Here is a 24,418-nt window from a genome sequence, read left to right as displayed (position 1 = left end):
ATTTAAAAATAATTGAAATGGACCGGCCGGGATTTGAACCCGGGGACCTCTCGGTTTCCTGCTACTCTGTTGCAAGCCGAGCGCTCTTCCAGGCTGAGCTACCGGCCCACTTATACAATGATTTTAGGCAATGGGTAAAAAACGTTGTTGGATCCTCTGTGGTAATCAATTATCTATCAGGAATCCCAAGACCCATGTTAAATGGGTTTTTAAAATTTTCCTCGATTCTGTCAACTATTAAAAAGGGAGAAGATAGAGAGACCATTCCTCTCTACCTTTTACAATAAGCCTTTATCTAACCTGGTTTTTATATTTATTTAAAGAGTCTATTTGGAGTACTCCGTAACACCACTATGGAATTGGAAGGAAGTAGCCATGGTCTCCCCTCCCCAATATGAATATTTGTAACTTTAGCATAACCTCAATCAATGGTAAAGCTAGTCAACTGGAAAAGGGCTACAAGTGTAGAGAGAAAACTTGAGATTGCCAGGATAATAAGGACAACTGATGTGGATGTAATACTAATCCCTCTGGAGGACAGAAGAGTAGTTGAATATATCAAGTCTACAGATCTAGACACAATGAAGCCGTTAATTATAAGGCTCGAGAGAAGAATAAAATTGGCTAAGGAGTTACGACGACTGGAAGGTGAGGGTTTTAAAGTCAAGGTTGTTATCCCTGATCTGACCTCTTCCCAGCGCTAGGAGCAGTTAGGTCTCGGGCGTTAATTCACTTTTTGGGAGTTCCTCGTTAGAACTGAGAAAAAGGAGAGAGGTTCCTTAATCTATTAAACTTCTCTGTTCCCAGATTCAGAACGTTGAGTGCCTCGCTAACGTCACTGTGAAGTTAGTGACCCAAAGGACGGTTGGCTATAAATCCAAGACTTCCTTCCAACAGCTTTAACGTAATGGAAGTCACAGAACCTAGAGGCGTTACACTCTGCTATTAAGTACGTGTTTGTGCAATACTTATGGAACTTATACATGACAGACTCGATGAATTAGCTTTAAAATCGAATATTCAAGGTAAAGAATACTTTCACTATCTCTGATTAGCCTTTCCTTTCCAAATTATGTTAGGATTCCCTGTCTTTTTGTTTACCCATAACCCCATAACAAAGAGCAAGGAAGATAACCTGTTCAGATAAGTTACGTGCACGTCCTTACTAAGACTTGATTTGTAAAGTTTGACTAGGCTTCTCTCAGCTCTTCTAGAAGTTGCTCGAGCAAGGTGTAAAAACGATGATGCAAGATGCCCACCTGGGAGAATAAAATTTCTCAGCGTCTCGATCTGATTCCCATAAATTTGAATTAATGATTCTAATTTTGAGATTTTATCCTTATTGAAGTTCATATTGAAACCTGCTATCTCAGAAGATATCTCAAAGATGTCGTTCTGAAGGTCCTCCATTATAGTCGTTATATCAGGGAATAAGGAAGAGACGACTCCCAAAAGCGAATTTAGTTCGTCTAGATTACCTAAGGCTTCGATTAATTCGTCGTCTTTCCAAACCTCACCTACTGATGGTACTTTAGTTTTCCCTTTATCACCAGAACCTGTATACCATGGAGCTGACATAAACCCGCTTGGATCAGTTTTGCGTCAATTAAATATTATATCTTTCTAGGACTATGACCTAAAGCACCCTTGAAATTCAAGGTTATTGTGTAAGGGAAAGCTATACATACTTGAGGTCTGGGTTTCCATCTGATGACTCTTCACAAGAAAACCCTTTTCATGGTTATAATGGTAAGCATTGTCTCATAGAGTTAAAATTAGCAGTCTCGTAAAGGATACTATGATTGGGGATGAAAAGGTTAAATTAACTAGGGTAAATGACGCAATAGCTTTCAACGGGGTTGAGGAGGCGTTTTCGATAGACGGTCTTCATGTCTCCCCGGTTATTGATGGAGTTATCTACTTTTATCTCGAGCCCAACGAACTCAAATTTTCCTTGATTCAGGAGGATTTCGTAAGTATGCTAATGTCATTAAAGTCAGAAAAGGTTACCCCGACCACCAAGTCCTTTGAGATATCCCAGATAGGGCTAGTCTATAAAATTACTTTTGATTTAGTTGAAATAGTAAATGTCGCAGACTGGTCTCTCCAAACAATGTTCACACTTGTCAATGGGGAGAGACTTAAACTTACTATTGGACCTACGTGCGAGTATAACGATTGTGTCTATTTTGCAATATTCCCGCTAAATAGTTTAATTTATTATCTAAAAGTTAGGTTCATGGACGCTGCTTTTGAGTCATTCATCTGGAGGATTACTTCAAATGCACTCAAGAACGAACTTATTTTTAATACATTAAAGAAAACGTTTAGATTATTCTAGTTGTACTTTTACTCATATCATAGCTGAACGAATAGTCTAGGAAAAAGTTTTAAAAAATAGCAGTTTACTATTATCTCATGAAAGAGAGAGAAGTGGAAGCGAAAAGGCTCGTGGGCAAGAAGCAAGTTAGGGGTAAGGTGTATGAGTACGAATATTACACGTTACCTCTAAATCTTTACATACCTAAATCAATGGTTGAAAAATTTGGGAAAAAATACACTCTACAGGTCGATGAGGATACCGGAACAATTACTATTAAACCAAGAAATGGCTAAAAATTTATTTTCTAACTATTTTCTCGACCATCTCTCTTATCTCATAGGGAGTTTTCGCCACAGGAATTCCTGCGCTTTTGAAAGCCTCTGTTTTGCTCTCGAAGGTACCCAAGCCCATGTATACCACTGCTCCAGCATGTCCCATTCTTTTCTCCTTGGGAGCAGTTAGACCAGCAATATACGCTACAATGGGTTTTCGAATCTTCCCTTCCTTTTTCAGTTTGGCAACCTTCTCCTCCATAACCCCTCCTATTTCCCCTATAATTACCATTGCTTCAGTTTCACTATCTTCATCGAATTTCATCGTCACCTCATCTAGTGGAGTACCAAGAATCGGATCTCCACCCACACCAATTACTGTGGACTGGCCGAAGGAATTTAGCAGGTATGAAACCTCGTAGGTGAGAGTACCTGACCTAGAAACTATTCCGACCTTACCTTTTTTGAAGTACTTCGATGGTAATATCCCCAGTAAGGCTTCTCCTGGAACTATGAGACCGGGGCAGTTTGGACCAATAATCCTGGTACCCCTGGCTTTGGCATATCTAACGAATTTGGCCACGTCAACTACAGGAATGTGTTCCGTTATAACCACTACAAGCTTTATTCCCCCGTCAACAGCCTCATACACTGCCTCGCTGGCGAATTTTGCAGGTACGAATATTATGGAGGCATCAATTTCGTGCTCCTTTACAGCTTCAGCAACTGTGTCGTAAACCGGAACTCCGCTGACTTCCGTGCCTCCCTTTCCTGGAGAAACTCCAGCAACGATCTTTGTTCCGTAGTTTAGCATCATTTTAGTGTGGAAACTCCCTTCCTTCCCTGTAATTCCTTGTACTAAAATTTTAGAATTCGAATCGATTAACGTAGGGCATCACCTATAGCAGATAGAGCATCCTCATATACCTTGATCCCGTGCGACTCCAATATTTTTTTGCCTTCCTCCTCATTGGTTCCTGTTAACCTGACGAAAATTGGTTTATTGATCTTTGAGTACGCTTCAACTATACCCTTTGCTACCTCGTCGCATCTAGTAATTCCTCCAAAAATATTAATAATTATTCTTCTAACCTTTGGGTTGCTACCAACTCTAGTTACAGCATGCACAATTTCCTGAGTATTAGCTCCCCCTCCCACATCTAGGAAATCAGCAGGATTCCCTCCCTTTAATTTGACCAAGTCCATTGTGGCCATGGTAAGCCCTGCACCGTTTCCTATTATTCCTATATCTCCATCCAGTTCTACATATGACTCCGTAACTGGTTTCTCTCTCTGTAGTTCCTTTAGAAGGTCTTCGTGTCTGTATAGGGAGTTATCGTCGAGTATAACTTTAGAGTCCAAAGCCAAAGGTCCCTTGTCAGTAATAGCCAGAGGATTAATCTCAGCTAACTCGGCGTCGTACTCTAAAACCATCTTAACCAACCCTTTAACTATGTTCTCTAAACCCCTATATCCAACGAACTTCTCTATCAGTTCTATATCATACTTTAAAACTGGTCTGTCTATCGGGATTACAAAGGTCTTAACGTCCTTGCTTTCCTCGATATTTATTCCACCAAACGGTGAGGCTATTACCATTGGACTTCCGGTCTCCCGATCCATCATGACCGAGAGATATATTTCTCGGGCGTGAGGAATAAACTCCTCTATAAGGAAAATGTTTACTCCGTTTTTGGACATTTCCAGGATAGTGTTATATGAATCTTCGGTTACCTTAACCAATCCCCTCTTTCCTCTTCCTCCTTCGAGCAATTGGGCTTTAACCACCACCTTTCCTTGTTCCCTAATCGGTTCCTTTGTTATCTTACCTTTAGGAACTGGTATTCCAACCATCGAAAAGAGACGTTTCCCTTCGTATTCATATAACTTCATGGCTATCTATAATTATATTTGCATACATGTTTAAGAAAGCATCTATTGCACTTAGGTTCATTTTGAAAACAAAAAGCTTTTCCGATCCCACCAAAACTTGCATGTAAAATCTTAAACTTAAGAACATCTCTTCCTATACCGTTTTCCACTATTTTAGGAACCTCTCTCTTCCTAATTTCCTCTCCGGTAACTCTACTCATAACCCTCCTCGAGTATTCAGTGGCAGGAAATACGGGTTGATGTCCAGCAAAAAGTAAGATGGAATCTGCAGTCTCTTCTCCTACACCTTCTTGCGATAAAATCAAGGCCCTGTTTTCTATTTTTAAGAGATTTTCTAAGCCATTATTTTCTTTAATAAATCTTGAAAATTTTAAAATTCTTTGAGTTTTAGTCTTGTAAAAGTTTATAGATTTCAGGAAAGGTTCCAACGTTCTTGCATCCAGGTCAGCTATAACCTCTAACTTCGCTAATCCTTTCTGCTCTAGAAGATTTATGACCTTTTTTACTGACTCCCACTTGGTCATCTGTACGAGAAACGCTGAGAGCACTATCTTATCGGCCGAGTCAAATCCGTCCCACCAGGCGAAAGAGAAGGGTTCTGAAATTACCCATCCAGTGTCCTTGAGTATGTCCCTGTGTTCATATGCCAAAGATATTATTTTATTCAATAGCACTTATGATCACCTTGACTAGCTTCTCAGTTCCAATTTCATGGGATGTGGGTTTTCTAGCTTCTTTAATGGCCTCTAAAATTTCCCTATCATTACTCCATGTCGATGGATCGTCCAGAAAAGTAGCACCAATAATTTTCGAGTAAATCCTCACATCTTCATACGTTGCCGCACGGGTTAAGGCTTTGTTGAAGACTATAATTGTCGGCTTACCGTAAAGTACTGCAGACTCCATAGCTGTCTTACCCTGGTGGGTTATCACGAGGGAAGAACTGGCAATAAATTGTTCTATATTTGGGTCAAAACTGAAAGCTAACCTCGCCCTTCCTCTGTAGATCGAAGGGTCAATCTTCCCTGTCTGGATCACGACATTATCTAAACCTAGGGTCACAATTTTATCGAATAGGGATTTGAAACCTTCCGTCCCTGCAGTAACGAAAATATAACCGTCGTTCTTAGGTTCATATTTTCTCCTCTGCAGAATAGGTCCGGTGACTATCCCTTTTCGATATAGAGCAGACTGTTCCTTCCAGTGTAGGAATACGCCTCTTGAAAGCTTGGAAAGTAAGTAGGTAGTTCTCCCTTTGGTGACTATCCTATCTTGACTCTCTATAACGTACAGTGTGGTACCCTTTAAGTACTGAACAAGTGATGGTATATAGGAGTGATTTGAACCGGTTGCTAGAGTGACTTTGTACTTAGGGATAGAAAGGGATTGGGACAAAGCCCTTAATCCCTTTGAGAAAAGCGATAAGCTGGATCCTAGGGGTTCCCTTGGCTTACTAACCTCGTATATTCTGTTAGCGAAAGGCTGAAGTAACAACCTTGAGTTGCTGTCATTTTCAGGTATGATAAAATCCGCCTTAAATGGCAGATATTCTGCAACAGCTCTTGCAAAGCCTGTATGACCTCCCCCGCTCGCTATGATCAGTAGTTTGTTCATGGAGTAAGTATAAGATTTTTACCCTTATAGACTATTAAAGGTTGAAATGGAATCGTACAAGGGATTGTGGCTGAAAGGAGCCATTCTCATGGCTATTAACATGAGCAAAGCAGGTCTTAAGCCTGTGGAGGTTGGTTTGGGGGAGAGAGATTTTTATGTTGATGTAGAATCCGATTCTACTATCACTTTAGACCAAGCTGAGAAATACGCTAGATGGGATAATAGCACATATGTTGTATCCAACCATAAGGTGCTCTTGGACGGAACAGAGATCTCTATTAAGGACGACGTAAACCCTTCAGGTGATCCAAGGTTCTTCAAGGTTTTGAACGTATCGACACATCACCCGAGCGCTGAAATTCAGTTAATAAGAATTAGGGCTGTAGCTTTCGAAACTGAACAACAGCTCCAGGACTACTTAGAATGGCTAGAGAAGGCATCCGAAATAGATCATAGAATAATTGGCGAAAGGATGGATCTCTTTAGCTTTCATGACGAGTCCGGTCCAGGTCTTGTACTCTTTCACCCCAAAGGGCAACTCATTCGTAACGAAATGATAAACTTTATGAGGGAAATAAACTCTTCCATGGGTTATCAGGAAGTCTACACTTCTCACGTTTTTAGGACAGTACTATGGAAAATCAGCGGACATTATGACACTTACAGAGATAAGATGTTGATCTTCCATAAGGAGGAAGATGAGCTTGGAATAAAGCCAATGAACTGCCCCGCCCACATCCTAATCTATAAGTCCAGAATTAGAAGTTACAAGGACCTTCCGCTAAGGTTTTCCGAATTTGGAAACGTGTACAGATGGGAGAAAAAGGGCGAGCTTTACGGACTCCTCAGGACTAGAGGGTTTACTCAGGACGACGGTCATATTTTCCTGAGGGAGGATCAGTTAAAGGACGAAGTCAAGACTCTAGTTACCAAGACCTTAGAAGTTCTGGATAGATTTGGATTTAGAGGCGACGATGTTAAGATAAATCTAAGCACTAGACCGGACGAAAGTATAGGGAGTGACGAACAATGGGAGAAGGCTACCTCATCGCTTTTGAGGGTATTAAAAGAATTGAACGTTCCCTTCGTGGTTAAGGAAAAGGAAGGAGCTTTCTATGGTCCCAAAATCGACTTCGATATCAGGGATAGTTTGAATAGGTGGTGGCAATTATCTACTATCCAGGTAGATTTCAATCTTCCGGAAAGATTTAAACTGGAATATATAGATGAAGACGGTTCCAAAAAGAGGCCAGTTATAGTACATAGGGCTATTTACGGATCCCTTGATAGAATGATAGCCATACTCTTGGAGCATTTCCGAGGTAAGTTACCCTCATGGCTGTCCCCGGTTCAAGTTAGAGTTCTTCCAATAAACGAAGAAGTACATGAATATGCTAAGAACGTTGAAAGCTCACTTAAGGCAAAGGGGATCAGAGTAGAGTTGGAACCTAGCGGTGAGACTTTATCTAAAAGAGTTAAAAGGGCATACGATGATGGAGTTCCCTACATATTAATAGCAGGGAAAAAGGAAGCCTCTGAAGGAAAAGTGACGGTCAGGGCAAGAGGGAACTTGGAAGCTAGAAATATCCAACTAGAGAGGTTTATTGATGCTCTGATTTCCGAAATATCAGAGAGGAACTCAGAGCTTACCGCCATAAAGAGGATACAACAATGATAGTTTATGGGATCTATGAGAGTCCTATTGGTCCCATTACTGTCGCATCTGAGGATAATGTAATAACCATGTTAGATTTTTGTAATTGTACAGAGAAAAATTTTATAAGAAATGAGGAATTCAAAGACCTTTTTGAAAGACTAGATAGTTATTTCAGAGGAAATAGGGTAGAATTTTACGATATCCCTGTTAAATATCCAATGAACCCCTTTAGAGCGAGAGTTTTCAAGGAGATAAGAAAATTGCGTTGGGGTGAAATTAAAACCTACGGCATGATAGCTGAGAGATTGGGAACTTCCCCAAGAGCGATAGGCATGGCCTTATCCAAAAATGATATCCTGCTATTGATCCCCTGCCACAGGGTGGTCGCCGAGAATGGCATAGGAGGATACTCCAGGGGAATTCTAATAAAAAGAAAGCTCCTTGAGCTGGAAGGGATAAAACTATAAGCTCAATCTAGGGCCAGTATCTCTTCTTCGTCCTCAATATAATACCAACTCTTCAGTGCCCCCTTTAGTCCCTTGTCCTTTATGTCGTTAAATAGGCGCTGGGAGTGGGACATCGCTATTTCTTTACAGTCATCGGGTAACCTGGAGATTAGCTCATTGACTATCTTTCTCAGTATATCTAAATTTTCTTCCATATTTGGAAACGTTATTTATATTTAATAGGGAGTTGGTTGAAACTAATGGGGCAGGTTCTTTCATTCTTTTTAGGGATAATATAAATTAAACGTAGTCTAGGTGCAGGCGATAAAGGAACAACAAACCTCGCCCTTTAGGGCGGGGAGGAGGTCAGTAAATACAGATGAGTTAACCTAAGATATCCTCAGGGTTAAACTTTTGAACTTCCCTTTTTTACATTACTATGCCGCGGTAGCTCAGCCTGGCTGGAGCGCTGCCCTGGTAGTTCACCCGGGCAGGCAGAGGCCCCGGGTTCAAATCCCGGCCGCGGCTCCTCACATGTAAGTTTGGGGTTTTCGTGAAAGTGGCTTGTTGACTATCATGTTCTGAATTATGAGGTTCCTATCACTTAGTTTTTTCAACAGGTAGATTGAAAGGATTCTCAGTTTTCGTTTCCTCAAGTCGTCCATTTCTTTCTTTATTGCCAAAAGGTCTCTTTGAGTTTCTTCATCATCCCTTACTAGAGTGTCATCTTTATCCAATTCCATTAACAACTTTTCAAGTTCTGAGACTATCCTGAGCAGTTCTTCATCTTCATTATCCTTTGCTAAACTAACAAGTCTCTTGCTTGCTCTCGTCACGTTATCGTTGTTTAGATCGTTTACTACATCAATAAGAACGTCGAACATAAATAAATTATATGAATGGTAAACTAAAATACCTTTCGTTAACGTTATTTCATTTTTCAATTTTCGTTCAATGTATATCACCTTTCTGGGGATAGTCCTTCATAGCTTCTTCCAGCGCAGCCTTCACTCTTTCCGTAGCCGTTCCAACGGAGCATTGTTTTAATGTCTCGTAACCCAGTGAACCTAGCTTCTCTCCATTTTTAACTGCATCAATTAGTGCAAGCGACATCTTTTCGTGGTCGTCTGATGGAAAAGTGTATCCATTAACGTTATTTATCACGAGCTCGCTTACGCCAGCTCCAAGACTTACAACTACGGGTTTCTTAAAATTCCACCCCTCACAAACAGTTAGGCCGAACCCTTCTGTCCTAGAAGTCAAGGTAACTACGTCGCTCCTCTGATATAACGCTGAAAGTTCCTCATCAGACACGTAGCCTGTAAATATAACCCTATCCTCGATATGGAGTTCCTTAACCAGATTCTTTAATTTCCTAGCCCAGACGCTTGCTTTATCATGTCCCAACGATTTGCTAGTGAAACTCCCATTTCCAGCTATAACGAGTTTGAAATTGGTTGTCTTTATAGCTTTTATGGCCACATCTTGGCTCTTTATGGGATCCATCCTACCTACTAAAAGGATCACCTTATCGTCATCCTTTATTCCGAACTTGTCTGAAACCTTATTTATTTCGTTCTTATTAGCAGTTTTATAATTGTCAGGATCTATGAAAGGATATATTTGTCTCACTTTCACTTTTACTCCAGATCTAGCTAGCCCCTCTAAATCTCTTTTAGTGCTGACTATTACTAAGTCAAATCCCTCAAAGGATCTTATTAGAAACTCTCTTACCCTTGTACCTAACTTTTCTGGAATATATGGAATGTGATACCACAAAACTGTGGGTGCTGAAGGCCCTATAATACCTCCCACTAGTAATTGTTGAAAGTCGTTAATGAAATAGACATCTGTATCTGCATAAAATTCTAGAAGTTTAGTAGCGGAGATCCAATTATATGTGGTATAAGCAATGTATTCAGGTCCTACGATGTTATATCTCTGCAGGTCATGAGCCTCGTTGTAAAGACCCTCTTTAAACTTGGTGTAGTTTGATAAAACATGTGGAGGTAAATCTACAAAATGCACCTCTATATCGTCTAAAATGGCTTGGGGAGGATAACCTGGGCCTAGAGCTACCCACCTCACTTTCTTCATATTGCTGTTCTTAATGTAAGATATCATCATCCTGGATACTCCGCCCACCGACACGTAGTAATCTTGCTCACTTAACGTCCTGAGATCAAGAGGAATAGGAACTTCGCCATACTTTTCCAGGATGTCTCTATAAGTTAAGTTGAAGCGAACTGGCGGAGTTTGACTATTTATTGCTATATTCATGAAACTAGATATAGGACGCTCTGGTATATAACGGCAAATAAACCTTTCATTCAAGATAATTTAGACCTATCCATAATACCTCATTTATGATAAAGAACGGCGGACCTCACCCTTTGGGGAGAGGAGGTCAGAGATTCTGACGGTATTCAATATCTGTCCTCCTTCTTGTCAGGTTTGCAGTTCTTCTATCAATTAGTCTTAGCGTCGTTTCTCTCATCTTTTTAGTCCCTACACTTGAAGACAATTCTCTCAGGTTAGGATTACTATCTTCTCATGCTTTCTATGTCCTTTGCTATATTTTCTATTTCTTTGGGAACCTCGGTGTTCCAAAATCCATTGAAGGACAGTTCTCTGTAGAACGGAATTTCAACTATTCCAAAAAGCGGCTTCACGTCTACTTTGAGGTTACTCTCATCTCTTACCATGTTAATTACAAAATGAGTTAACTTCCCTACGCAACTCTCATCTAGATCCATAAGTAGAGAAATATAAGCTTCAATCAGTTTTCTAGTAGAATTAATTACAAAATTCTGAGAATTACTGACCGCAATGAAGTTGGTTGGAACAACTCCGTTAATTTTCTTTGTAAAAGTGTAGAAGAGGAAAAGTTCATCTGATATGGCCCTTTCGTAAATATGAACTCCATAGTCTACAAGGATGAACTCCTCGTCTGATATAATATCATTGTATATGTCTTGAAATTTACCTATATTGACATATGGAGTTAAATATTGATTTAATGAAAGAATCTTAAGGTTACCTCTCTCAACTAAATAATCATGCTCCAACTGTAAGCTCCCTCTGATTTCGTTGATATTACTTATTGTCCTAGATGTACTGGCGTCTACGATAGTTACAGGATAATTCTTTGATAGCACTCTCGCTATATCGTACACCAAAGTAGACTTACCAACTCCTCCCTTTGCGCCTATTACCGCAAGCCGAATCATTACACTAAAACTGATTTTTGCTTAGATAGAAATTTTTTGGAGTATTATCTATATGTTACCAATTTTAATAAACCCTAACCATTTAGTCTTATGTTGTGATGAGTCTCAGCTAAGAAATCAGTCCTTAATCAATGAAAGAAGCTCCATGAGTTATCTTTAATGGCATAAGGATAAATTCTAGCTCATAAGTTACAAAGTAGGGAAAGCCTCGCCCTTCAGGGCGGGGATGAGGGTACATAAACCTCCTTTTCATACCTGTATTTATGGGCAGGAGGGCTAAAAAGGGTGGGAACGAAATCAGAGCTACAGTCTCTATGAAGGTTTCCCCCACCGCCCCTCTGCTCAACCTTGTCTCAAACTATGAAAAAGGTCTACGTTTCGTTTTAGAGTGGTTGAGAGAGAACAGACCAAAAAAGTTGTTGAAAGAGACACACGACGGTACATACGAGACTCTAAGGCAGAAGTTCAACCTACCCTCCAAGTTAGCTGTAGACTGCTATAGGGACGCCATAGCAAAGTACAAGTCTTGGTTAAACAACCCTAAACGCGGTAAGTATCCTACTGTACGTAGCGTCTCTGTCTGGTTAACCCCAGTACAGTCATACTTCATTGATTTCGATAAGATGAGTGTGAGGATAGCGGGAGTTGGTGAAGTACCAATAGAAGGCTACCCAAGGAACTTGTCTTTCTATAAGGACTGGGAGTTAAGGGAGGCTAGATTAGTATTAAGGGATGGTAAGGCATTTCTAAAGGTCTCATTTTTGAAGGAATCGAAAGAGCCTGAAGCTAGTGATGGGATTGCCGTAGATATTAACATGGCTGAAGTGGTTGTAGGTAAAGACGATAGACAGTACGTCAGGATCCCGACCAGACTAGATGACGCCCATTACTACAAGTCATTAGCTGAGGATCTACAGAAGAAGTATGAAAAGAGGTGGAAAGAGAACGACAGGATCCTCAACAGGGTTAGGTCTTATCACAGGAAGGCTAGGGACGTCTTGGAGGACTCCGCAAAAAAGGTGGGTAAATGGATTGCAGAGGTAGCTGAGTCTTTCAACGTCTCAGCCATCTTCTTAGAGGACTTGAACAACCTCATAAAGAATGTGAAGAAGTTACCCTCTGAGTTCAGAGATAGACTTTATCTCATGCAGTACCGTAGGCTTCAATATTGGATTGAATGGCAAGCTAAGAAACATGGGTTAAAGGTAATGTATGTTGACCCTCATTATTCCTCTACTAAATGCCCAAAGTGCGGGAGTAAGATGGAGGAAGTAGTGCACAGATATTTTCGTTGTCCCTGCGGTTATGAGAACGACCGTGACGTAATTGCAGTCATGAACTTGTATGGGAGGGGTTCTCTGAGCCTCTCGACTGCCCCCACATGAGAGATGTAGCTCCGAATCGATGAGGGGATCCCTCGCCATTTATGGCTGGGAGGAAGCCAGAATGATATTAATCCTAATAGAAATAGATCTTAAAAATTTTAACGCATTTTTCAAACGGCATGAATCCGGTTCATATTCTTGCGAAAAAGGGGGAAGTGGCAGAGAACGTGTTAGTTGTAGGAGACCCAGGAAGAGCTCGGCTCATTTCATCCTTCCTAGATTCTCCACAACTTGTTAATGAAAACAGAGGTTTCCTAGTCTACACAGGTTTCTACAAAGGAAGTAGAATAAGTGTGGCGACTCACGGTATAGGAGGTCCTTCAATGGCAATTGTATTTGAGGAACTCCACATGCTAGGAGCTAAAAACTTTGTGAGGTTAGGCACAGTAGGGGCTTTGGTTCCAGAGGTGAAACTAGGTGAATACATCGTCCCATCTGGCGCTTCATATAACCCAGGGGGTCTGATTTTCCAATATATAGGCGATCTCACGTCTTCATCTGCATCTCCAGACTTCAATTTAACGCAGAAGCTCGTATCTTCCCTGGGCTCCAGTAATTTGAGGTTTCATGTAGGAAATGTGTTTAGTAGCGACGCGTTTTACGCCGAAGATAAAAATTTCGTAGAGAAGTGGTCCTCAAGAGGAAATATAGGAGTGGAGATGGAATGCGCAACACTGTTTTTCCTTAGTAAGTTGAGGAAAACTAAGGCTGCAGCTGTCTTAGTGGTTAGTGATAATTTAGCTACCGGAGGCGATTGGATAAGTAAAGATGAACTGGAAAGAAGCGTAAAGGAAGCTGCAAAATTAATTTTAACTGTACTTTCGGAAATTAAAGAATGAAGCTTATTAGAGACCCAATCCACGGTTATATCGAGATACCTGACAGATTGCTTCCAGTAGTATCAAATCCTATTTTTCAGAGATTGAGACACATAAAACAGACCGCACTAGCTTACATGGTTTATCCTGGGATGAACCACACAAGGTTTGAACATTGTTTAGGTGTTATGCATCTATCTATCGATTTTTTAAAATTTATTAAAAGTAATTCCAAATTGGATCTAGACGACGAGTTTATAGAGTTAATTGCTACAACTGCCATGCTTCATGACGTAGGACATCTCCCCTTTTCCCACACCTTTGAGAACGCGCTTCTAGTTGCAAAAGAAATTTATGGAGCAAACGTCTTTGAAAAAGGAAAAAGGACACATGTCGAGTATGGAATCAAGGTAATAACTGAGGGAATTTCAGCTGAGCTGGAAAGGATATTCAAGAACGTTGATGATCCAATAGGTTTCATCACTCGAGTACTAAGTGAAACGCCCTCTAACAGGGTTGAGAAGCTGGCAACTCTAATAATATCAAACTTTATTGACGCAGATAGAAGTGACTACCTTCTGAGAGACTCCTACTATGCTGGAGTGGGATATGGAAAATTTGATATTGAGAGGCTTAAAAGATTATTATACTTTGATAACGAAAAATTAGCAGTATTGGATAAGGCTTTGCCAATAGTGGAACAGTTTCTCTTGGCTAGGATGTACATGTTTCAAAACGTATATTTTCATAGCGTGGTTGGCCTGTATAATGCCATACTCTCTCAAGCGATAGCTCACCTAATCGTCAACGACGTTATATCTATGCCTGAGAACTTGGATAAATTCCTAACTTTTGATGATAATCTGATCTTTTCAAAAATTCATCATGTGAGGAGCGAATTGAGAGACGCGATATTGTATAGAAAGGGTTTCAAGAGAGTCAAGATAGAGCCTAGCAATGAATGTATAGACATTTTGGAGTCAATGAAGGGTGAGATCTACGAGGACGTTAGGTCCTCAGGTGGTCTTTTCGTTTTTCATGAGTTCAACGACGTGCCATACAGGGAGAGAAGAGATGAAGCGGTTCATATTTTAACCAGTAGAGGCGTAGAGACCTTAGGAAGCAAGTCTTCACTAGTTGGCTCCCTGAGTGAAATCAAGAAGATAGTGGTTGGATATCACACCTCTGTCCAGTCCTTAGGAGAGAAATATGAGAAAATAATTAGTGGCTGCGTAAAGGGAAGATAGAGTGCTTACTTTAAAACCCTAGGCCCGTCGCTTATTTTCGACACTATCACCTTTTTAGCCCCCAAGTCCTGCAAAAAGTTTACAACGTCACTCGCATTGTTTTCAAGGACTAAGATGTGAGGATTAGGTCCAGCATCGAAGGTATATGCTGCCTTTCCATATTCATAGACCCACCTCATTACTTGCAGAGATTTATCATTTAGGTAGAAAAACGGGGGCCAGGAGTCCAGTATCACTGCATGCATGCTGTTGCTATGCCTCATGGTTAAGTTAAAGAATCTCTCTTGGTCTTTTTTCCTGATTGCGTCCACTACCTCCTCGAACGTTCTCTGTATGAAGTCTAACCTGCATTTCATAAGGGAAGAACTGAGCGCAGAGCTCTCCATACCTGTCCTAGATGAGACTTTCTTCTTCTCTTCAGAGAAAATGGCAATCACATCCACTAACTCGGGCCAATGATTAGATGGAACTATCTCCTCGCAGAAGGAGTCTTCTCCGCTGTCTAGCACACCCGCATTCCACTTAACGAAACCACCAAACAAGCTTCTGCATGCACTACCTGAACCTATCCTAGCTATCTTGGACAGTTCCTTAGTATTGAGGTTAAGTCCCAAGGCCTCATTGGAAGCGAGCGTAATGGAAGCTATTCCAGCAGCAGATGAGGCCAGTCCAGCTGAACTAGGGAAGTTAGTCATGGATTCTACTTTAGCGAAAATTCTTCTCCCTACCATAGATCTAAAGACTTCCAGTACTCTTCCTGCATAGTCTTTAACCTCTCGATGCTCTAGCTTCAGGTTGTTGATCCAGACCTCATCATCCCTTAGGCTCTCATCGAAAATAACCCTAGATCTTACCCAGACTTCATTCAGTGAGATGGAGAGTGAAGGATTTAACGGGAGGTTCAACTCCCTATTTCTCTTACCCCAATATTTCACGATTGCTATGTTTGAAGGAGCTATGGCTTCGGCTTCAGTTTTCAAGTCTTAACCCCTCATCTTCATTGACCTCTATGACTTTGATGCCCTCTTTCATCCAGGCCCTCTTAACGTTTTCTAGTTCATATCCTAGGGATAAAATCAAATCTCCGCCACCAGCCCCAGGCATAAGGGATATTATAGCCCCATTCCTTTCTGCCAAACCCATGATCCTTCTATCTTCCTCTGTCTCCAACTTCACCCCCACGACACCTTCCGAAAGCAGGTTTAACAAATTCCTTGACAGTCTTACGTGAGGAATCGCCGCCTCTATTTTACCTAACTTCAGCAACCTTATTGCCATATCATTATTTAGTTCTATTTCATGGATTATCTCTTTGAATTCGGCGTTATCCTTAGCTTCTTCGAATTTTTTTACCAAATTAACAGTATTTGCACTCCTACCTGTGAAACCCAACAACATTTTCACTCTACGGGGCAGTCTCAATGGCTCCAATTGGGAGTCCACCCTGTTTATATCTCTGTATCTTCTATACACCACGCTCCCGTACACCGCAGCTGCTATATCAAATCCACTTCCTATACCCCTCTGTCTTACATAGTTGGCTTTCTGTGAAAGTCTATACACTAGATCTTTGTCCAAAGAGTTGTTTATCAAACCTAAGACGCATCCCATTAGCGCTACTGTAGCAGCCGATGAACTTCCCAAGCCAGTTTTTTTCCCATCAATCTGAAAAGCGTCGTCGTTGGTTAGAACTACTTTCATTTTAGGCAGATCGTAAGATGTTCTCAAGGTTTCCAATACGCTATCTATTAGCTCGTTCTGACCTTCACTAAATTTACCAAAAGTGGTAACAAATTCCATTTCCTGTGCTTTGGCACATTCACACGTTACTCTTTTGTCTATGGCAATAACGTGGGAAATTCCCCCAAAAACGACCGAGTAGCTACCAATCCATAGTACTTTGCCTGGAGCACTTACCTTCAACCAACTTCACCACATAGGTTCTTCAGGTGGGTATAACATTTGGAATAATAGAAGTTTCCGAGCCTCCCACGCGCCTAAAGGGCGAGGTTTGTCCTCCCTTTGTCGTGTAACTCCAGAGGAATTAGCCCAAGTTTAGCTCTGGAGAGCTAATGAGGACTGCGAAGGTAATTTATTGTAGATGAAACATAAAGTCCCTAATGGAATTCCTCTCCAAAAAGCAGAGAACGGTTCTATTGACTATAGCAAAGGAAGGCTATGCAGGGATTACAGCAGATCAACTTTTGGCTAATCTCTCCTCGTTCATGAGCAGGGACACAATAGTAAAAACTCTGGAGGAGTTATATTTTTCTCAGTATATCATTACAGTCAGAGATAGTAATGAAGTAAGATATATTGCAAATAAAAACATAAGAAATGCAATGATTTCGTTAGAGTTACAGAAGTTTAGAATTTCAAAGTTCCTAGAATCATTGAAAAACTTTAATCTAAATCAACAATCTTCGGAGAACATGCAGAAGTTGGATGAGTTGCGCAAGCTAATTGATAATGGGTTGAAGAGTATCTCTCTCGGTTACATTCAACTCTTAGATCAGTCTCCAGAGTTCACCATACCAGAGTTCAGTGAGATCATTGAAGTTCTCTCAAGGGAGGTGCTTGGGAAACTGGTAACCCTAGTGGACAGAGAATCTTCTAATGAAGAGATACAAAAGGTAATAGAGCTAATAGGTAAGTATAGGGGTGAAAAAGAAGCCGAAACCCTGGCGAGCCTGATAACCCGTGGAGTTCAAAAATCCTCCGACAAATCAACGTAAATATATCGAGAGATTTTTGGCGAGCGAGAGCTGGATCCTCATGAGACCTATCACTATTCAAGTATCGGCTTAACAAAGTTTTTATTATGTGAGTCCAGTTTCTTATTTCTCTCCGCGCAACATTCTTTTGGTTTTATCTTCCGGAAGTCTCTCCTAGGGATAGAGGTTCTACCAACGATAAAGCTATAATGTTTTCTCCAATAATTCTTTGGGGGCCGGTAGCTCAGCCTGGAAGAGTGCCTGGTTCGCACCCAGGAGGTCCCGGGTTCAAATCCCGGCCGGTCCATTCTACACCTACGGAATCGATCGCAAACGGGCAAGATAAGGTTTTACGATGCTTATTAAAGTTAGAAAACAACTCGTATGAACAGTTATGAAGTTTATTAGTAGCTCAATAATATTTAAAATAGTTTCAATAATAGTTCAAATTTTATTGTTGCTAGGTCTAGGCTTTACAATTTTAAGCACAATTATACAAATGATCTCATCTCTGCAAGGCGGTCTTTTTCTTATAGCATCAATAATTTTAGAAAATGTGCTCCTTATCATTGTTTTCCTGGAAGTATATCTAAGTGCACTGGATTTCTTCAGGGGTAAAGGAAGAAGTGTAATCTATGTTATAGACGCGATGATATCATTTGTGTCCAGAGAGATCATTATTGAGATCTTGACATCCTCCGTAAATCCTTTAAATCTTTTGACTTTGGGTGGTCTCATAATAGCTGGTGCCTCAGCCAGGTACATTCTATCCTCAAGGAAGAGGAAACCAGTAAGATTTAGGAAGAATAAGAAGATATAAATAAAATTATTTCTAATGGGATCGCAATTTATCCCTCCCCAATAAGTTCAGTAAATCCATAAGGGAGTAGAAAGGAATTCCCCAGCATACAACTTAATGTGTAGTGAAGTTATCTTTCTTAAAGCCTTGCTCACGTTCTTCTGTTTATAAACGAAAAAGAGAACCTTGCCCTTTATGGCGCGGAAGGTGTCAGACTGAGTTATTAACAAGAACTTTATGTGAATCAACTATAATTTTATATCTAAGGATTTTTCTGAATAAAGGACTTCAATAGCATCAGAATAAACACGGCACTGGAAATATTTAAATAGACCTGTAAAGTTATATTTCACATATGAGGACGAAAAGGACATCTATGGAGATAGTGGCGGATATTTTGGAGGTTCTAGACAGCGGTACTGGAAGCAAGTCTTCAGTAATGAAGAATGCCAATTTAAGCGAAAATTTGACAGAAAAATATTTACATATCCTTATGGAAAAGGATCTAGTAAAGTTTGAAAAAGGAGTTTATACCCTTACGGAAAAGGGGAGACATGTTCTGCAAAACTTCAGAGAGATAAGGAGGCTCGAGTTAAGACTAGATGAACTTTTAAATGCAACATTGACTGAGCTTTCATAATGGCATATACTTTTCAGCAGGTTGGGCAACTGTTTTCAGTGATTATACTAATAGAGCTCGTCATAGTCTACTATGGGCTAGAGCGCTTGATTGGAAGGTTAAAGCTGAACTCAGGAAAGATCGAGGATTTGTTACTTCTTCACGTTTTTAAAAAGATAGTGGGTTTCGTCTCGGAGAACGATGTTGTGCAACAGAGTCTACTGGGTGCAATAAGCGGTCTCAGTGATCGAGAACTCCTGAATTATCTCAGAGATAAAGTTGGAGAAATGAAGGGACAGTTGACTGATATAAACGATAGTATCCAAAAGTATGAGAGCGTAAAGAGGTTTATATCCAGAATACTCTCACTTTCAGTTCAGGTTAGAGTAATGGCAGTAATCTCATTAGTAGGTATTTCTTTAACGTTTTTCTTGACCCGAGAACTTCTACTGGTAGTTCTGGGTGTAACGTACGGGATTGAACTTGTTGCGCTGTACTATAGCTTCTTCTCTATATTTCTGTATTATAAGATATTAAGAAATTATTCCGATGTTTTAAAGTCCATAGAGAGCCTATAAGCTTCCAATGAGGCTAACAGATCTAGTATTTTCCTCATATAAACCTTAACGAAATAAAAGATCTTGTAGTCCCTGAAAACGTTGTCGTTTTCATAAAGGAGAGAAACGTAATTTTCGGGGTCATATCTCCTTATCATTAGCCTGTTGCCGTCTATAGTTACTTCAGTGGGACACTCCTTCTTTGAGACTATTAAGACCTCGTTACCTTTTATTCCAGCAAGCATCACATCCCATTTTCCTACGTAGTCAACTACCTGAAGCACTATTTCCTTATCACTTAGCAACTCTACTGGCCTCCCTTTCAAACTCAGATCTAACTTGTTCCAATGGTTTAAACGCCTCTCTTTCCATTTCTTCCACTTTTATCCTGACTATCCAAGTATCGTAAGGTTTCTCGTTTACTTTTCCTGGATTGTCCAAGGCCTCTTGGTTCACCTCAACTATCTCCCCCTTAATAGGAAATCTAAATTTTCCGACCCATTTTGCGCTTTCTAAGGTAAAGACGGGAGTTCTTGGCCCTATCTTTTCTCCCACATTTTTTGCGGTTACTTGAAATATCTTTCCGGTCATATATTGACCGAGATCAGTTATGCCTAACGTAACGTATTGCCCTTCAACCTTTGCCCAGACGTGTTTTTCAGAATCGTATAATAATTCCTCCGGAAAGGAGAAACCTTTAATTTCCATATGAGCTGAAGGTAATCAATACTTATAAATTTTAATTTATTAAAAAACTCATGCAGTACGCCGTATGGCTTGATGGGGTTATCTTGGACGTCTACACTTCGGAGGCGCTCTACTCCATATACAAGGGGGATAGCGTTCCTGTTCCTTTATCAATAGAAGTCCATCACGACTGGCCTGAATTCTACTCTAAGCTCAAGGGGAGAGGAGATCTATTTATTTTGTCGCCCTACCCTAAGGAAGTCACAGAGAACGTTATCGCTAAAATCGGATTAGACGAAAGCTACGTATATAACGAGAACAAGACCAAACCCTCAAAGGAGCCTATGGAAATTCTTTTTAGAAAATTTAGTCTTGATCCGCTGAAGTTGATTCTAATCGGTTCAAGTCCTTTAGATCTGCTATCAGTTCGTTTCTTCGACTCCAGGATAAAGGTAGCCTGCGTAAAAAGAAAGGAGGATTGTTCCAGGTACAGCCCGTTTCTGCAGACTAAGAACCTCAATGAGATGTATAACTCTCTAAAGAGATTAAACTATATTCTATGAAAGATAGCGTGTTTTATCTGGAATTCTCGCCTCTTGAAACGCAAGTTTTCTCGCCTCGCATTGGGAGCATTTCCCACAATGCGTCTTATGACCTAGAATGCACGAGTAAGTTTCAAATGGATTCATTCCATGGGAAATCCCTACTTTGAGCACAAGGGCCTTAGAAAATCCAAGGAATGGAAATACCAATCTAGTATTTAACGTATCTGCTAACCTTCTCATTAGATTCAAGACCTGAGGTTTATTGGACTCATACTTACACTCCTCGCTAACTGTAAAGACGTAAACTGACGAGTATCCCTTCTCAGAGGCGTAAACTATGGCTAAGGGCAATAGAACAGCGTTCCTATGTCTGATGGGTTCGTGGAGTTGGAAAACTTCATTCCGTCTAAACATTTTACCCATTTCTTTGAGGTCAACCTCTATAAGCCTCTTCCCTAGCCTTCTACAGTGTAATTTCACGAACTTACTTTGTTCCATGTAAGCTCTCTGACCGTAATTTACGTGCAGGCAATCGTACTCCACGTGTTTAAATCTATACATCCCACTTGTGGAATCCAGACCGCCTGACACTAGAAACAAAGACTTCATCGTCATTTAAAACAAGTTGATTTAAAATAAGTTATATGGAAAGCTCGGAAAACCAAGCAAAAAAGCTAGCCGCAACTTACGCCAGATGGTTGAGGAACCCTGAAGAGGCTCTTTTTGGTAGTAAAGGAAGAGGCGTTGTATTACAAATGTATGATGCAGTCAAGAGAGCTAAGTCAAAGGACGAAATCATGGGAATATTGGACCTTTCTAAGTATGAAATGAGTAAGGCAACCTTTAACGATATGACCAGATTCATAAACGAGTTGAGATCTAAAATTTCCCAGATGCCTGATAACGAAGCAGTAAGCTTTACTGTTGAAGTGTTTAGGTACTTTCAAATTTCGCTTGCGACCAAGATGGAAGATATGAAAAGAGGTCTATGGGGTTAATTGACTCCCTCGAGGCTGTAAAGTACGAGGCTTTCCTCGCTTTGTAATACTTGTTTCCATTTTACTTACAATTATAAGGAGATACATTTTTTCTAAAATAAGCAAAGATTTATATATACGTTTTTACCACATATTATGTGAGTTAGAATGGAAGTACAAAAATTAAAAGCAAGACTTCCTTCTGGAAGAGAAGTAGGGCTAGTAGAAGCTCTAACTTTCTGCTACGACGTCTCAGACACAGATTTTCAGATACTTAAGGCTCTAATAAACCTGGGACCTAAGACCGAGGATGACCTAGCGGCAGTACTGAAGCTAAGCAAGGCGTCGGTCAACAGATCGGTTAACAAGCTAATATCCATAGGCTTTGTTGAGAGGTTCAAGGATCAAGGCTCAAAAGGCGGAAGACCAAGGTACATATATAAGGCAGTTGATGCTGAGTTCTTAACGGACAAGATTTCCAAAGACTTCGAATACTGCGCAAAACTATTCGGTGGCTTAACTCCCAATGAGCTCAAGAGCTTCCAGAAGCCTTAGAACACTTAAATCTAAATCTTTCAGGCTCTCTCATAAAAGTTAGCTGGCATATTTCTGTATCAAAGTAATATACAGTTTCTTCATATTTTTGAAGGTATGGTGTACACTCTGCCTCAAATAGTCTGTTGCATACAGGACATACTACTTTCATGACAGGCTGATAATTCCAAAAAACCTTTTTTAGCTTTTTGTAAGTCTATCCTTTTATGGAAGAATTAAATCTTGTAGATTTAGAATGCCCCGAACCTTTTATGAAAGTTGCTGCCAGACTAATGAAAATGAAGCAAGGTAAACTGAAAGTTACATTTAGAGATCCTAAGTGTGATGATATGATAATGGAAGCTGTGAAACTAATGGATTGCAAGGTTCTAGAACACACGTCAAACAATGGCACTTTCACCATTGTTCTTGAGAAATCTTCCTCTGCGGACGAAAAGAAAATCCAAGAACTAGGAGGATGCTGATAGTATCTTTTCCGCACATCTCTTCAAGTCAGACTTCACTCTATCCCTAAAGTCTTCCGAGACAACGTACAGGAACTTAGGTCTTCCAATCTTTTTTCCATCCACTTTTATCCTCATAACTAATCCCAGTTCAATTAGCTTCTTCATGCTATTTTCCACCGTGGTTTTACTTAGGTTCATCATATTTCCAAGCTCAACTGACGTTTTGGGTTCACCAATCTCAATTAGCTTAAAGAGGCACTCTACATCCGTATCGCTCATCTTGTAGCAACATCTAATGCTCTCCTTTTTGTCCTTAAGAGTATCAAAGACTTCCATCATGAGTAATTTATATAGTATCCTCGTTAAAAACTTTTTCTATTTTTTAGACTTCAGAGCTAAACTAACTACCATCAAACAATCTCACATATTCTTTGTACATACATCTGTCCTGAATTACCATCAGACCTTCAGCTCTAGCCTTTTCGGCTGCTTGATCGTCCCTTATTCCTTCCTGTAACCACAGAGCTTTAACATCACCTCTATCGTTCTTCCTCTTTAGAACCTCATTGACTATCATTGGTACGTCCCTAGAAGGTCTGAAAACTTGGACAACCTCTACATCCTCAGGCACTGCACCCAGGGACGGATATACCTTTCTTCCCAGAACTTCTGTCATGGTGGGATTAACTGGATATACCACGTAGCCGTGCTCGATCAGGAATTTGGGTACTCTATGGGAAGGTTTCTCAGGGTCTTTAGAGAAACCTATTGTCGCGATTTTCTTGAAATTAGTTAAAATATATCTTATTAGTTCTTCTTCACTTTCCATGGATTAAGGGAGGAAGTTAAAAATTATAAACCTTTAATCAAAGCGTAATGAAAGGTTACGACAGAGTTTATGACCTGCGACTCGAGTTCATGATAAAACTCACAAGATCATCTAATTATAGATGAAAATCATCTAATCATAGATGATAAGAAGTATACAATTGTAACTACTCCGACAACTAGATTTATCGTTCGGTTAAACCTTACAGGGATATATGCATTAATCATTCCTATGGAAATAATTGAAATACTGGTGACGAAACCGAACCATAGAATCAAACTTGAACCTAAAACAACAGAACCAGTCTTAATTGCTAGAACTATTGTAATTAACTTGGAAGGAGTCACATTGAACATGCCCTGGACGAGCCCTCCGCTTTTTGGTTCTATCTCTATCTCCTTTCCTGTAACCGCAGACATCACAAGGATAGATCCAAAGATGATTCCAATTAGGTTAGCGAGAAATTGAGCGAAAGGGATCAAAAGAGCGTAATATGTAAGCACAATAGATAGGGGAATTGATATGACGAGGAAGCCGACTGAATGGAATAATGCGAGCTGAACGAGCTTTCTTTTTCCTTTTACCATCCTAGCTGCTGAGATGTGGTCAGGTTCCAATCCGTGACTTATGGAGAGTAGGGTGATTGTAATGAAGTAGTCAAAGAACTGCTGGTCTATGGACATTGTTAAACATTTTCGAGATCTACTTTATGCTCTGTTGACACTTTTAGCCTCAGTCCTTCCTACTTTCCAGTCAGATTCAAAATAATCTTAATGTAATAAAATACTTATAATAAGTTTTTTGA

32 protein-coding genes, 3 tRNA genes and 1 pseudogene are annotated in these 24,418 nt (G+C 40.2%); 18 read left to right on the top strand and 18 right to left on the bottom strand.

The features are described 5' to 3' along the window. Positions 1–18: 18 nt before the first annotated feature. Positions 19–108, bottom strand: a tRNA-Ala gene (locus GWK48_RS01585). A gap of 320 nt (positions 109–428) precedes the next feature. On the opposite strand from GWK48_RS01585, the gene GWK48_RS01580 reads away from it, so the two are divergent. Next, positions 429–704 (top strand): hypothetical protein, encoded by a 276-nt coding sequence (locus tag GWK48_RS01580; RefSeq protein ID WP_174628979.1) that lies wholly within the window; start codon positions 429–431, stop codon positions 702–704. Between the two features lie 337 nt (positions 705–1,041). On the opposite strand, the gene GWK48_RS01575 is transcribed toward GWK48_RS01580, so the two are convergent. Continuing rightward, positions 1,042–1,578, bottom strand: coding sequence for a cob(I)yrinic acid a,c-diamide adenosyltransferase (locus GWK48_RS01575; protein WP_174628977.1), 537 nt, complete (start codon positions 1,576–1,578; stop codon positions 1,042–1,044). A gap of 220 nt (positions 1,579–1,798) precedes the next feature. Here GWK48_RS01575 and GWK48_RS01570 point away from each other — a divergent pair, with 220 nt between their 5' ends. Beyond that, on the top strand, positions 1,799–2,341 hold the full coding sequence (locus GWK48_RS01570) for a hypothetical protein (RefSeq protein WP_174628975.1): 543 nt from the start codon (positions 1,799–1,801) through the stop codon (positions 2,339–2,341). 77 nt (positions 2,342–2,418) lie between these two features. After that, positions 2,419–2,616 carry a hypothetical protein gene (locus GWK48_RS01565; protein WP_174628973.1) on the top strand — a complete coding sequence of 66 codons (198 nt, stop codon included), beginning with the start codon at positions 2,419–2,421 and terminating at the stop codon, positions 2,614–2,616. A 4-nt stretch (positions 2,617–2,620) separates the two neighbouring features. Here the strand turns inward: GWK48_RS01565 and sucD are convergent, their stop codons facing one another. Genes sucD through GWK48_RS01545 form a run of 4 tightly spaced genes read right to left on the bottom strand, consistent with a single transcriptional unit; the run spans position 2,621 to position 6,102 of the window. Then, positions 2,621–3,460, bottom strand: a complete 840-nt coding sequence (gene sucD, locus GWK48_RS01560) for a succinate--CoA ligase subunit alpha (protein ID WP_281360032.1) — start codon at positions 3,458–3,460, stop codon at positions 2,621–2,623. Between the two features lie 17 nt (positions 3,461–3,477). Then, positions 3,478–4,488 (bottom strand): succinate--CoA ligase subunit beta, encoded by a 1,011-nt coding sequence (locus tag GWK48_RS01555; RefSeq protein WP_174628971.1) that lies wholly within the window; start codon positions 4,486–4,488, stop codon positions 3,478–3,480. Between the two features lie 2 nt (positions 4,489–4,490). Continuing rightward, positions 4,491–5,162: an endonuclease III domain-containing protein gene (locus GWK48_RS01550; RefSeq protein WP_246263868.1), complete on the bottom strand. Its 672-nt coding sequence runs from the start codon at positions 5,160–5,162 to the stop codon at positions 4,491–4,493. Further along, positions 5,149–6,102, bottom strand: coding sequence for a UDP-N-acetylglucosamine--N-acetylmuramyl-(pentapeptide) pyrophosphoryl-undecaprenol N-acetylglucosamine transferase (locus GWK48_RS01545; RefSeq protein WP_174628969.1), 954 nt, complete (start codon positions 6,100–6,102; stop codon positions 5,149–5,151). The genes GWK48_RS01550 and GWK48_RS01545 overlap by 14 nt, the downstream gene beginning before the upstream one ends. Positions 6,103–6,148: 46 nt before the next feature. On the opposite strand from GWK48_RS01545, the gene thrS reads away from it, so the two are divergent. Both thrS and GWK48_RS01535 read left to right on the top strand, forming a co-directional pair. Beyond that, entirely contained in the window at positions 6,149–7,777 is a 1,629-nt protein-coding gene (gene thrS / locus GWK48_RS01540; protein WP_174628967.1) for a threonine--tRNA ligase, read from the top strand. Beyond that, on the top strand, positions 7,774–8,226 hold the full coding sequence (locus tag GWK48_RS01535) for a methylated-DNA--[protein]-cysteine S-methyltransferase (RefSeq protein ID WP_174628965.1): 453 nt from the start codon (positions 7,774–7,776) through the stop codon (positions 8,224–8,226). Before thrS ends, GWK48_RS01535 begins: the two co-directional genes overlap by 4 nt. A gap of 2 nt (positions 8,227–8,228) precedes the next feature. Here GWK48_RS01535 and GWK48_RS01530 read toward each other — a convergent pair whose 3' ends face one another. After that, a complete protein-coding gene (locus tag GWK48_RS01530; RefSeq protein WP_174628963.1) occupies positions 8,229–8,420 on the bottom strand; it encodes a hypothetical protein in 192 nt (63 codons plus the stop codon). A 226-nt stretch (positions 8,421–8,646) separates the two neighbouring features. Here GWK48_RS01530 and GWK48_RS01525 point away from each other — a divergent pair. Beyond that, positions 8,647–8,733, top strand: a tRNA-Thr gene (locus GWK48_RS01525). 2 nt (positions 8,734–8,735) lie between these two features. Here GWK48_RS01525 and GWK48_RS01520 read toward each other — a convergent pair. The 3 genes from GWK48_RS01520 to GWK48_RS01510 form a co-directional block, all read right to left on the bottom strand. After that, positions 8,736–9,089 carry a hypothetical protein gene (locus tag GWK48_RS01520; RefSeq protein WP_174628961.1) on the bottom strand — a complete coding sequence of 118 codons (354 nt, stop codon included), beginning with the start codon at positions 9,087–9,089 and terminating at the stop codon, positions 8,736–8,738. Positions 9,090–9,156: 67 nt separating this feature from the next. Then, a complete protein-coding gene (locus GWK48_RS01515; protein WP_174628959.1) occupies positions 9,157–10,485 on the bottom strand; it encodes a glycosyltransferase family 4 protein in 1,329 nt (442 codons plus the stop codon). 263 nt (positions 10,486–10,748) lie between these two features. Then, a complete protein-coding gene (locus tag GWK48_RS01510) occupies positions 10,749–11,435 on the bottom strand; it encodes a nucleotide-binding protein (RefSeq protein WP_174628957.1) in 687 nt (228 codons plus the stop codon). Positions 11,436–11,698: 263 nt separating this feature from the next. On the opposite strand from GWK48_RS01510, the pseudogene GWK48_RS01505 reads away from it, so the two are divergent. From GWK48_RS01505 to GWK48_RS01495, 3 genes and pseudogenes are all read left to right on the top strand, one after another. Further along, positions 11,699–12,843: pseudogene (locus GWK48_RS01505) on the top strand (RNA-guided endonuclease TnpB family protein). 96 nt (positions 12,844–12,939) lie between these two features. Next, the gene (locus tag GWK48_RS01500) at positions 12,940–13,659 is read left to right on the top strand and encodes a purine-nucleoside phosphorylase (RefSeq protein ID WP_174628956.1); all 720 of its coding nucleotides are present in this window, start codon (positions 12,940–12,942) and stop codon (positions 13,657–13,659) included. Then, on the top strand, positions 13,656–14,885 hold the full coding sequence (locus GWK48_RS01495; protein ID WP_174628954.1) for an HD domain-containing protein: 1,230 nt from the start codon (positions 13,656–13,658) through the stop codon (positions 14,883–14,885). The genes GWK48_RS01500 and GWK48_RS01495 overlap by 4 nt, the downstream gene beginning before the upstream one ends. 5 nt (positions 14,886–14,890) lie before the next feature. Here GWK48_RS01495 and mvaD read toward each other — a convergent pair whose 3' ends face one another. Continuing rightward, positions 14,891–15,865: a diphosphomevalonate decarboxylase gene (gene mvaD / locus GWK48_RS01490; protein WP_174628952.1), complete on the bottom strand. Its 975-nt coding sequence runs from the start codon at positions 15,863–15,865 to the stop codon at positions 14,891–14,893. Further along, positions 15,855–16,808 (bottom strand): phosphomevalonate kinase, encoded by a 954-nt coding sequence (locus GWK48_RS01485; RefSeq protein ID WP_174628951.1) that lies wholly within the window; start codon positions 16,806–16,808, stop codon positions 15,855–15,857. Before GWK48_RS01485 ends, mvaD begins: the two co-directional genes overlap by 11 nt. Before the next feature lie 197 nt (positions 16,809–17,005). Between GWK48_RS01485 and GWK48_RS01480 the strand changes: the two genes are divergently transcribed. From GWK48_RS01480 to GWK48_RS01460, 5 genes are all read left to right on the top strand, one after another. After that, positions 17,006–17,620 (top strand): hypothetical protein, encoded by a 615-nt coding sequence (locus GWK48_RS01480; protein WP_174628949.1) that lies wholly within the window; start codon positions 17,006–17,008, stop codon positions 17,618–17,620. 212 nt (positions 17,621–17,832) lie between these two features. Further along, positions 17,833–17,906: transfer RNA gene (locus tag GWK48_RS01475), tRNA-Ala, on the top strand. 87 nt (positions 17,907–17,993) lie between these two features. Then, a complete protein-coding gene (locus tag GWK48_RS01470; protein ID WP_174628947.1) occupies positions 17,994–18,419 on the top strand; it encodes a phosphate-starvation-inducible PsiE family protein in 426 nt (141 codons plus the stop codon). 334 nt (positions 18,420–18,753) lie between these two features. Beyond that, positions 18,754–19,038, top strand: coding sequence for a winged helix-turn-helix domain-containing protein (locus tag GWK48_RS01465; protein WP_174628945.1), 285 nt, complete (start codon positions 18,754–18,756; stop codon positions 19,036–19,038). Continuing rightward, positions 19,038–19,595: a hypothetical protein gene (locus tag GWK48_RS01460; RefSeq protein WP_174628943.1), complete on the top strand. Its 558-nt coding sequence runs from the start codon at positions 19,038–19,040 to the stop codon at positions 19,593–19,595. Before GWK48_RS01465 ends, GWK48_RS01460 begins: the two co-directional genes overlap by 1 nt. On the opposite strand, the gene GWK48_RS01455 is transcribed toward GWK48_RS01460, so the two are convergent. Both GWK48_RS01455 and GWK48_RS01450 read right to left on the bottom strand, forming a co-directional pair. Further along, entirely contained in the window at positions 19,559–19,900 is a 342-nt protein-coding gene (locus GWK48_RS01455; RefSeq protein ID WP_246263867.1) for a hypothetical protein, read from the bottom strand. The genes GWK48_RS01460 and GWK48_RS01455 overlap by 37 nt on opposite strands. Continuing rightward, positions 19,869–20,282, bottom strand: coding sequence for a glycine cleavage system protein H (locus tag GWK48_RS01450; RefSeq protein WP_174628941.1), 414 nt, complete (start codon positions 20,280–20,282; stop codon positions 19,869–19,871). The genes GWK48_RS01455 and GWK48_RS01450 overlap by 32 nt, the downstream gene beginning before the upstream one ends. 50 nt (positions 20,283–20,332) lie before the next feature. Between GWK48_RS01450 and GWK48_RS01445 the strand changes: the two genes are divergently transcribed. After that, positions 20,333–20,824 (top strand): HAD family hydrolase, encoded by a 492-nt coding sequence (locus GWK48_RS01445; RefSeq protein ID WP_174628939.1) that lies wholly within the window; start codon positions 20,333–20,335, stop codon positions 20,822–20,824. On the opposite strand, the gene GWK48_RS01440 is transcribed toward GWK48_RS01445, so the two are convergent. Further along, positions 20,819–21,415 carry a 7-cyano-7-deazaguanine synthase gene (locus GWK48_RS01440; RefSeq protein ID WP_174628937.1) on the bottom strand — a complete coding sequence of 199 codons (597 nt, stop codon included), beginning with the start codon at positions 21,413–21,415 and terminating at the stop codon, positions 20,819–20,821. The genes GWK48_RS01445 and GWK48_RS01440 overlap by 6 nt on opposite strands. Positions 21,416–21,450: 35 nt before the next feature. Between GWK48_RS01440 and GWK48_RS01435 the strand changes: the two genes are divergently transcribed. From GWK48_RS01435 to GWK48_RS01425, 3 genes are all read left to right on the top strand, one after another. Further along, positions 21,451–21,804, top strand: a complete 354-nt coding sequence (locus tag GWK48_RS01435) for a hypothetical protein (protein ID WP_174628928.1) — start codon at positions 21,451–21,453, stop codon at positions 21,802–21,804. A 147-nt stretch (positions 21,805–21,951) separates the two neighbouring features. After that, positions 21,952–22,338, top strand: coding sequence for an Lrs14 family HTH-type transcriptional regulator (lrs14, locus tag GWK48_RS01430; protein WP_174628926.1), 387 nt, complete (start codon positions 21,952–21,954; stop codon positions 22,336–22,338). A 206-nt stretch (positions 22,339–22,544) separates the two neighbouring features. Then, positions 22,545–22,802, top strand: a complete 258-nt coding sequence (locus GWK48_RS01425) for a sulfurtransferase TusA family protein (protein WP_174628924.1) — start codon at positions 22,545–22,547, stop codon at positions 22,800–22,802. Here GWK48_RS01425 and lrs14 (GWK48_RS01420) read toward each other — a convergent pair. The 3 genes from lrs14 (GWK48_RS01420) to GWK48_RS01410 all read right to left on the bottom strand — a co-directional run bounded on the left by lrs14 (GWK48_RS01420) (position 22,788) and on the right by GWK48_RS01410 (position 24,296). Next, positions 22,788–23,123, bottom strand: coding sequence for an Lrs14 family HTH-type transcriptional regulator (lrs14, locus tag GWK48_RS01420; protein WP_174628922.1), 336 nt, complete (start codon positions 23,121–23,123; stop codon positions 22,788–22,790). The genes GWK48_RS01425 and lrs14 (GWK48_RS01420) overlap by 15 nt on opposite strands. 61 nt (positions 23,124–23,184) lie before the next feature. Continuing rightward, entirely contained in the window at positions 23,185–23,613 is a 429-nt protein-coding gene (locus tag GWK48_RS01415) for a CoA-binding protein (protein WP_174628920.1), read from the bottom strand. A gap of 128 nt (positions 23,614–23,741) precedes the next feature. Continuing rightward, positions 23,742–24,296, bottom strand: a complete 555-nt coding sequence (locus GWK48_RS01410) for a hypothetical protein (protein WP_174628918.1) — start codon at positions 24,294–24,296, stop codon at positions 23,742–23,744. Between the last annotated feature and the right edge of the window lie 122 nt (positions 24,297–24,418).

Origin of the sequence: Metallosphaera tengchongensis (assembly GCF_013343295.1) — an archaeon.
GTDB lineage: Archaea > Thermoproteota > Thermoprotei_A > Sulfolobales > Sulfolobaceae > Metallosphaera > Metallosphaera tengchongensis.
Note: the sequence above shows the minus strand (reverse complement) of the source record. Positions and strands in the feature narration are given on the sequence as shown.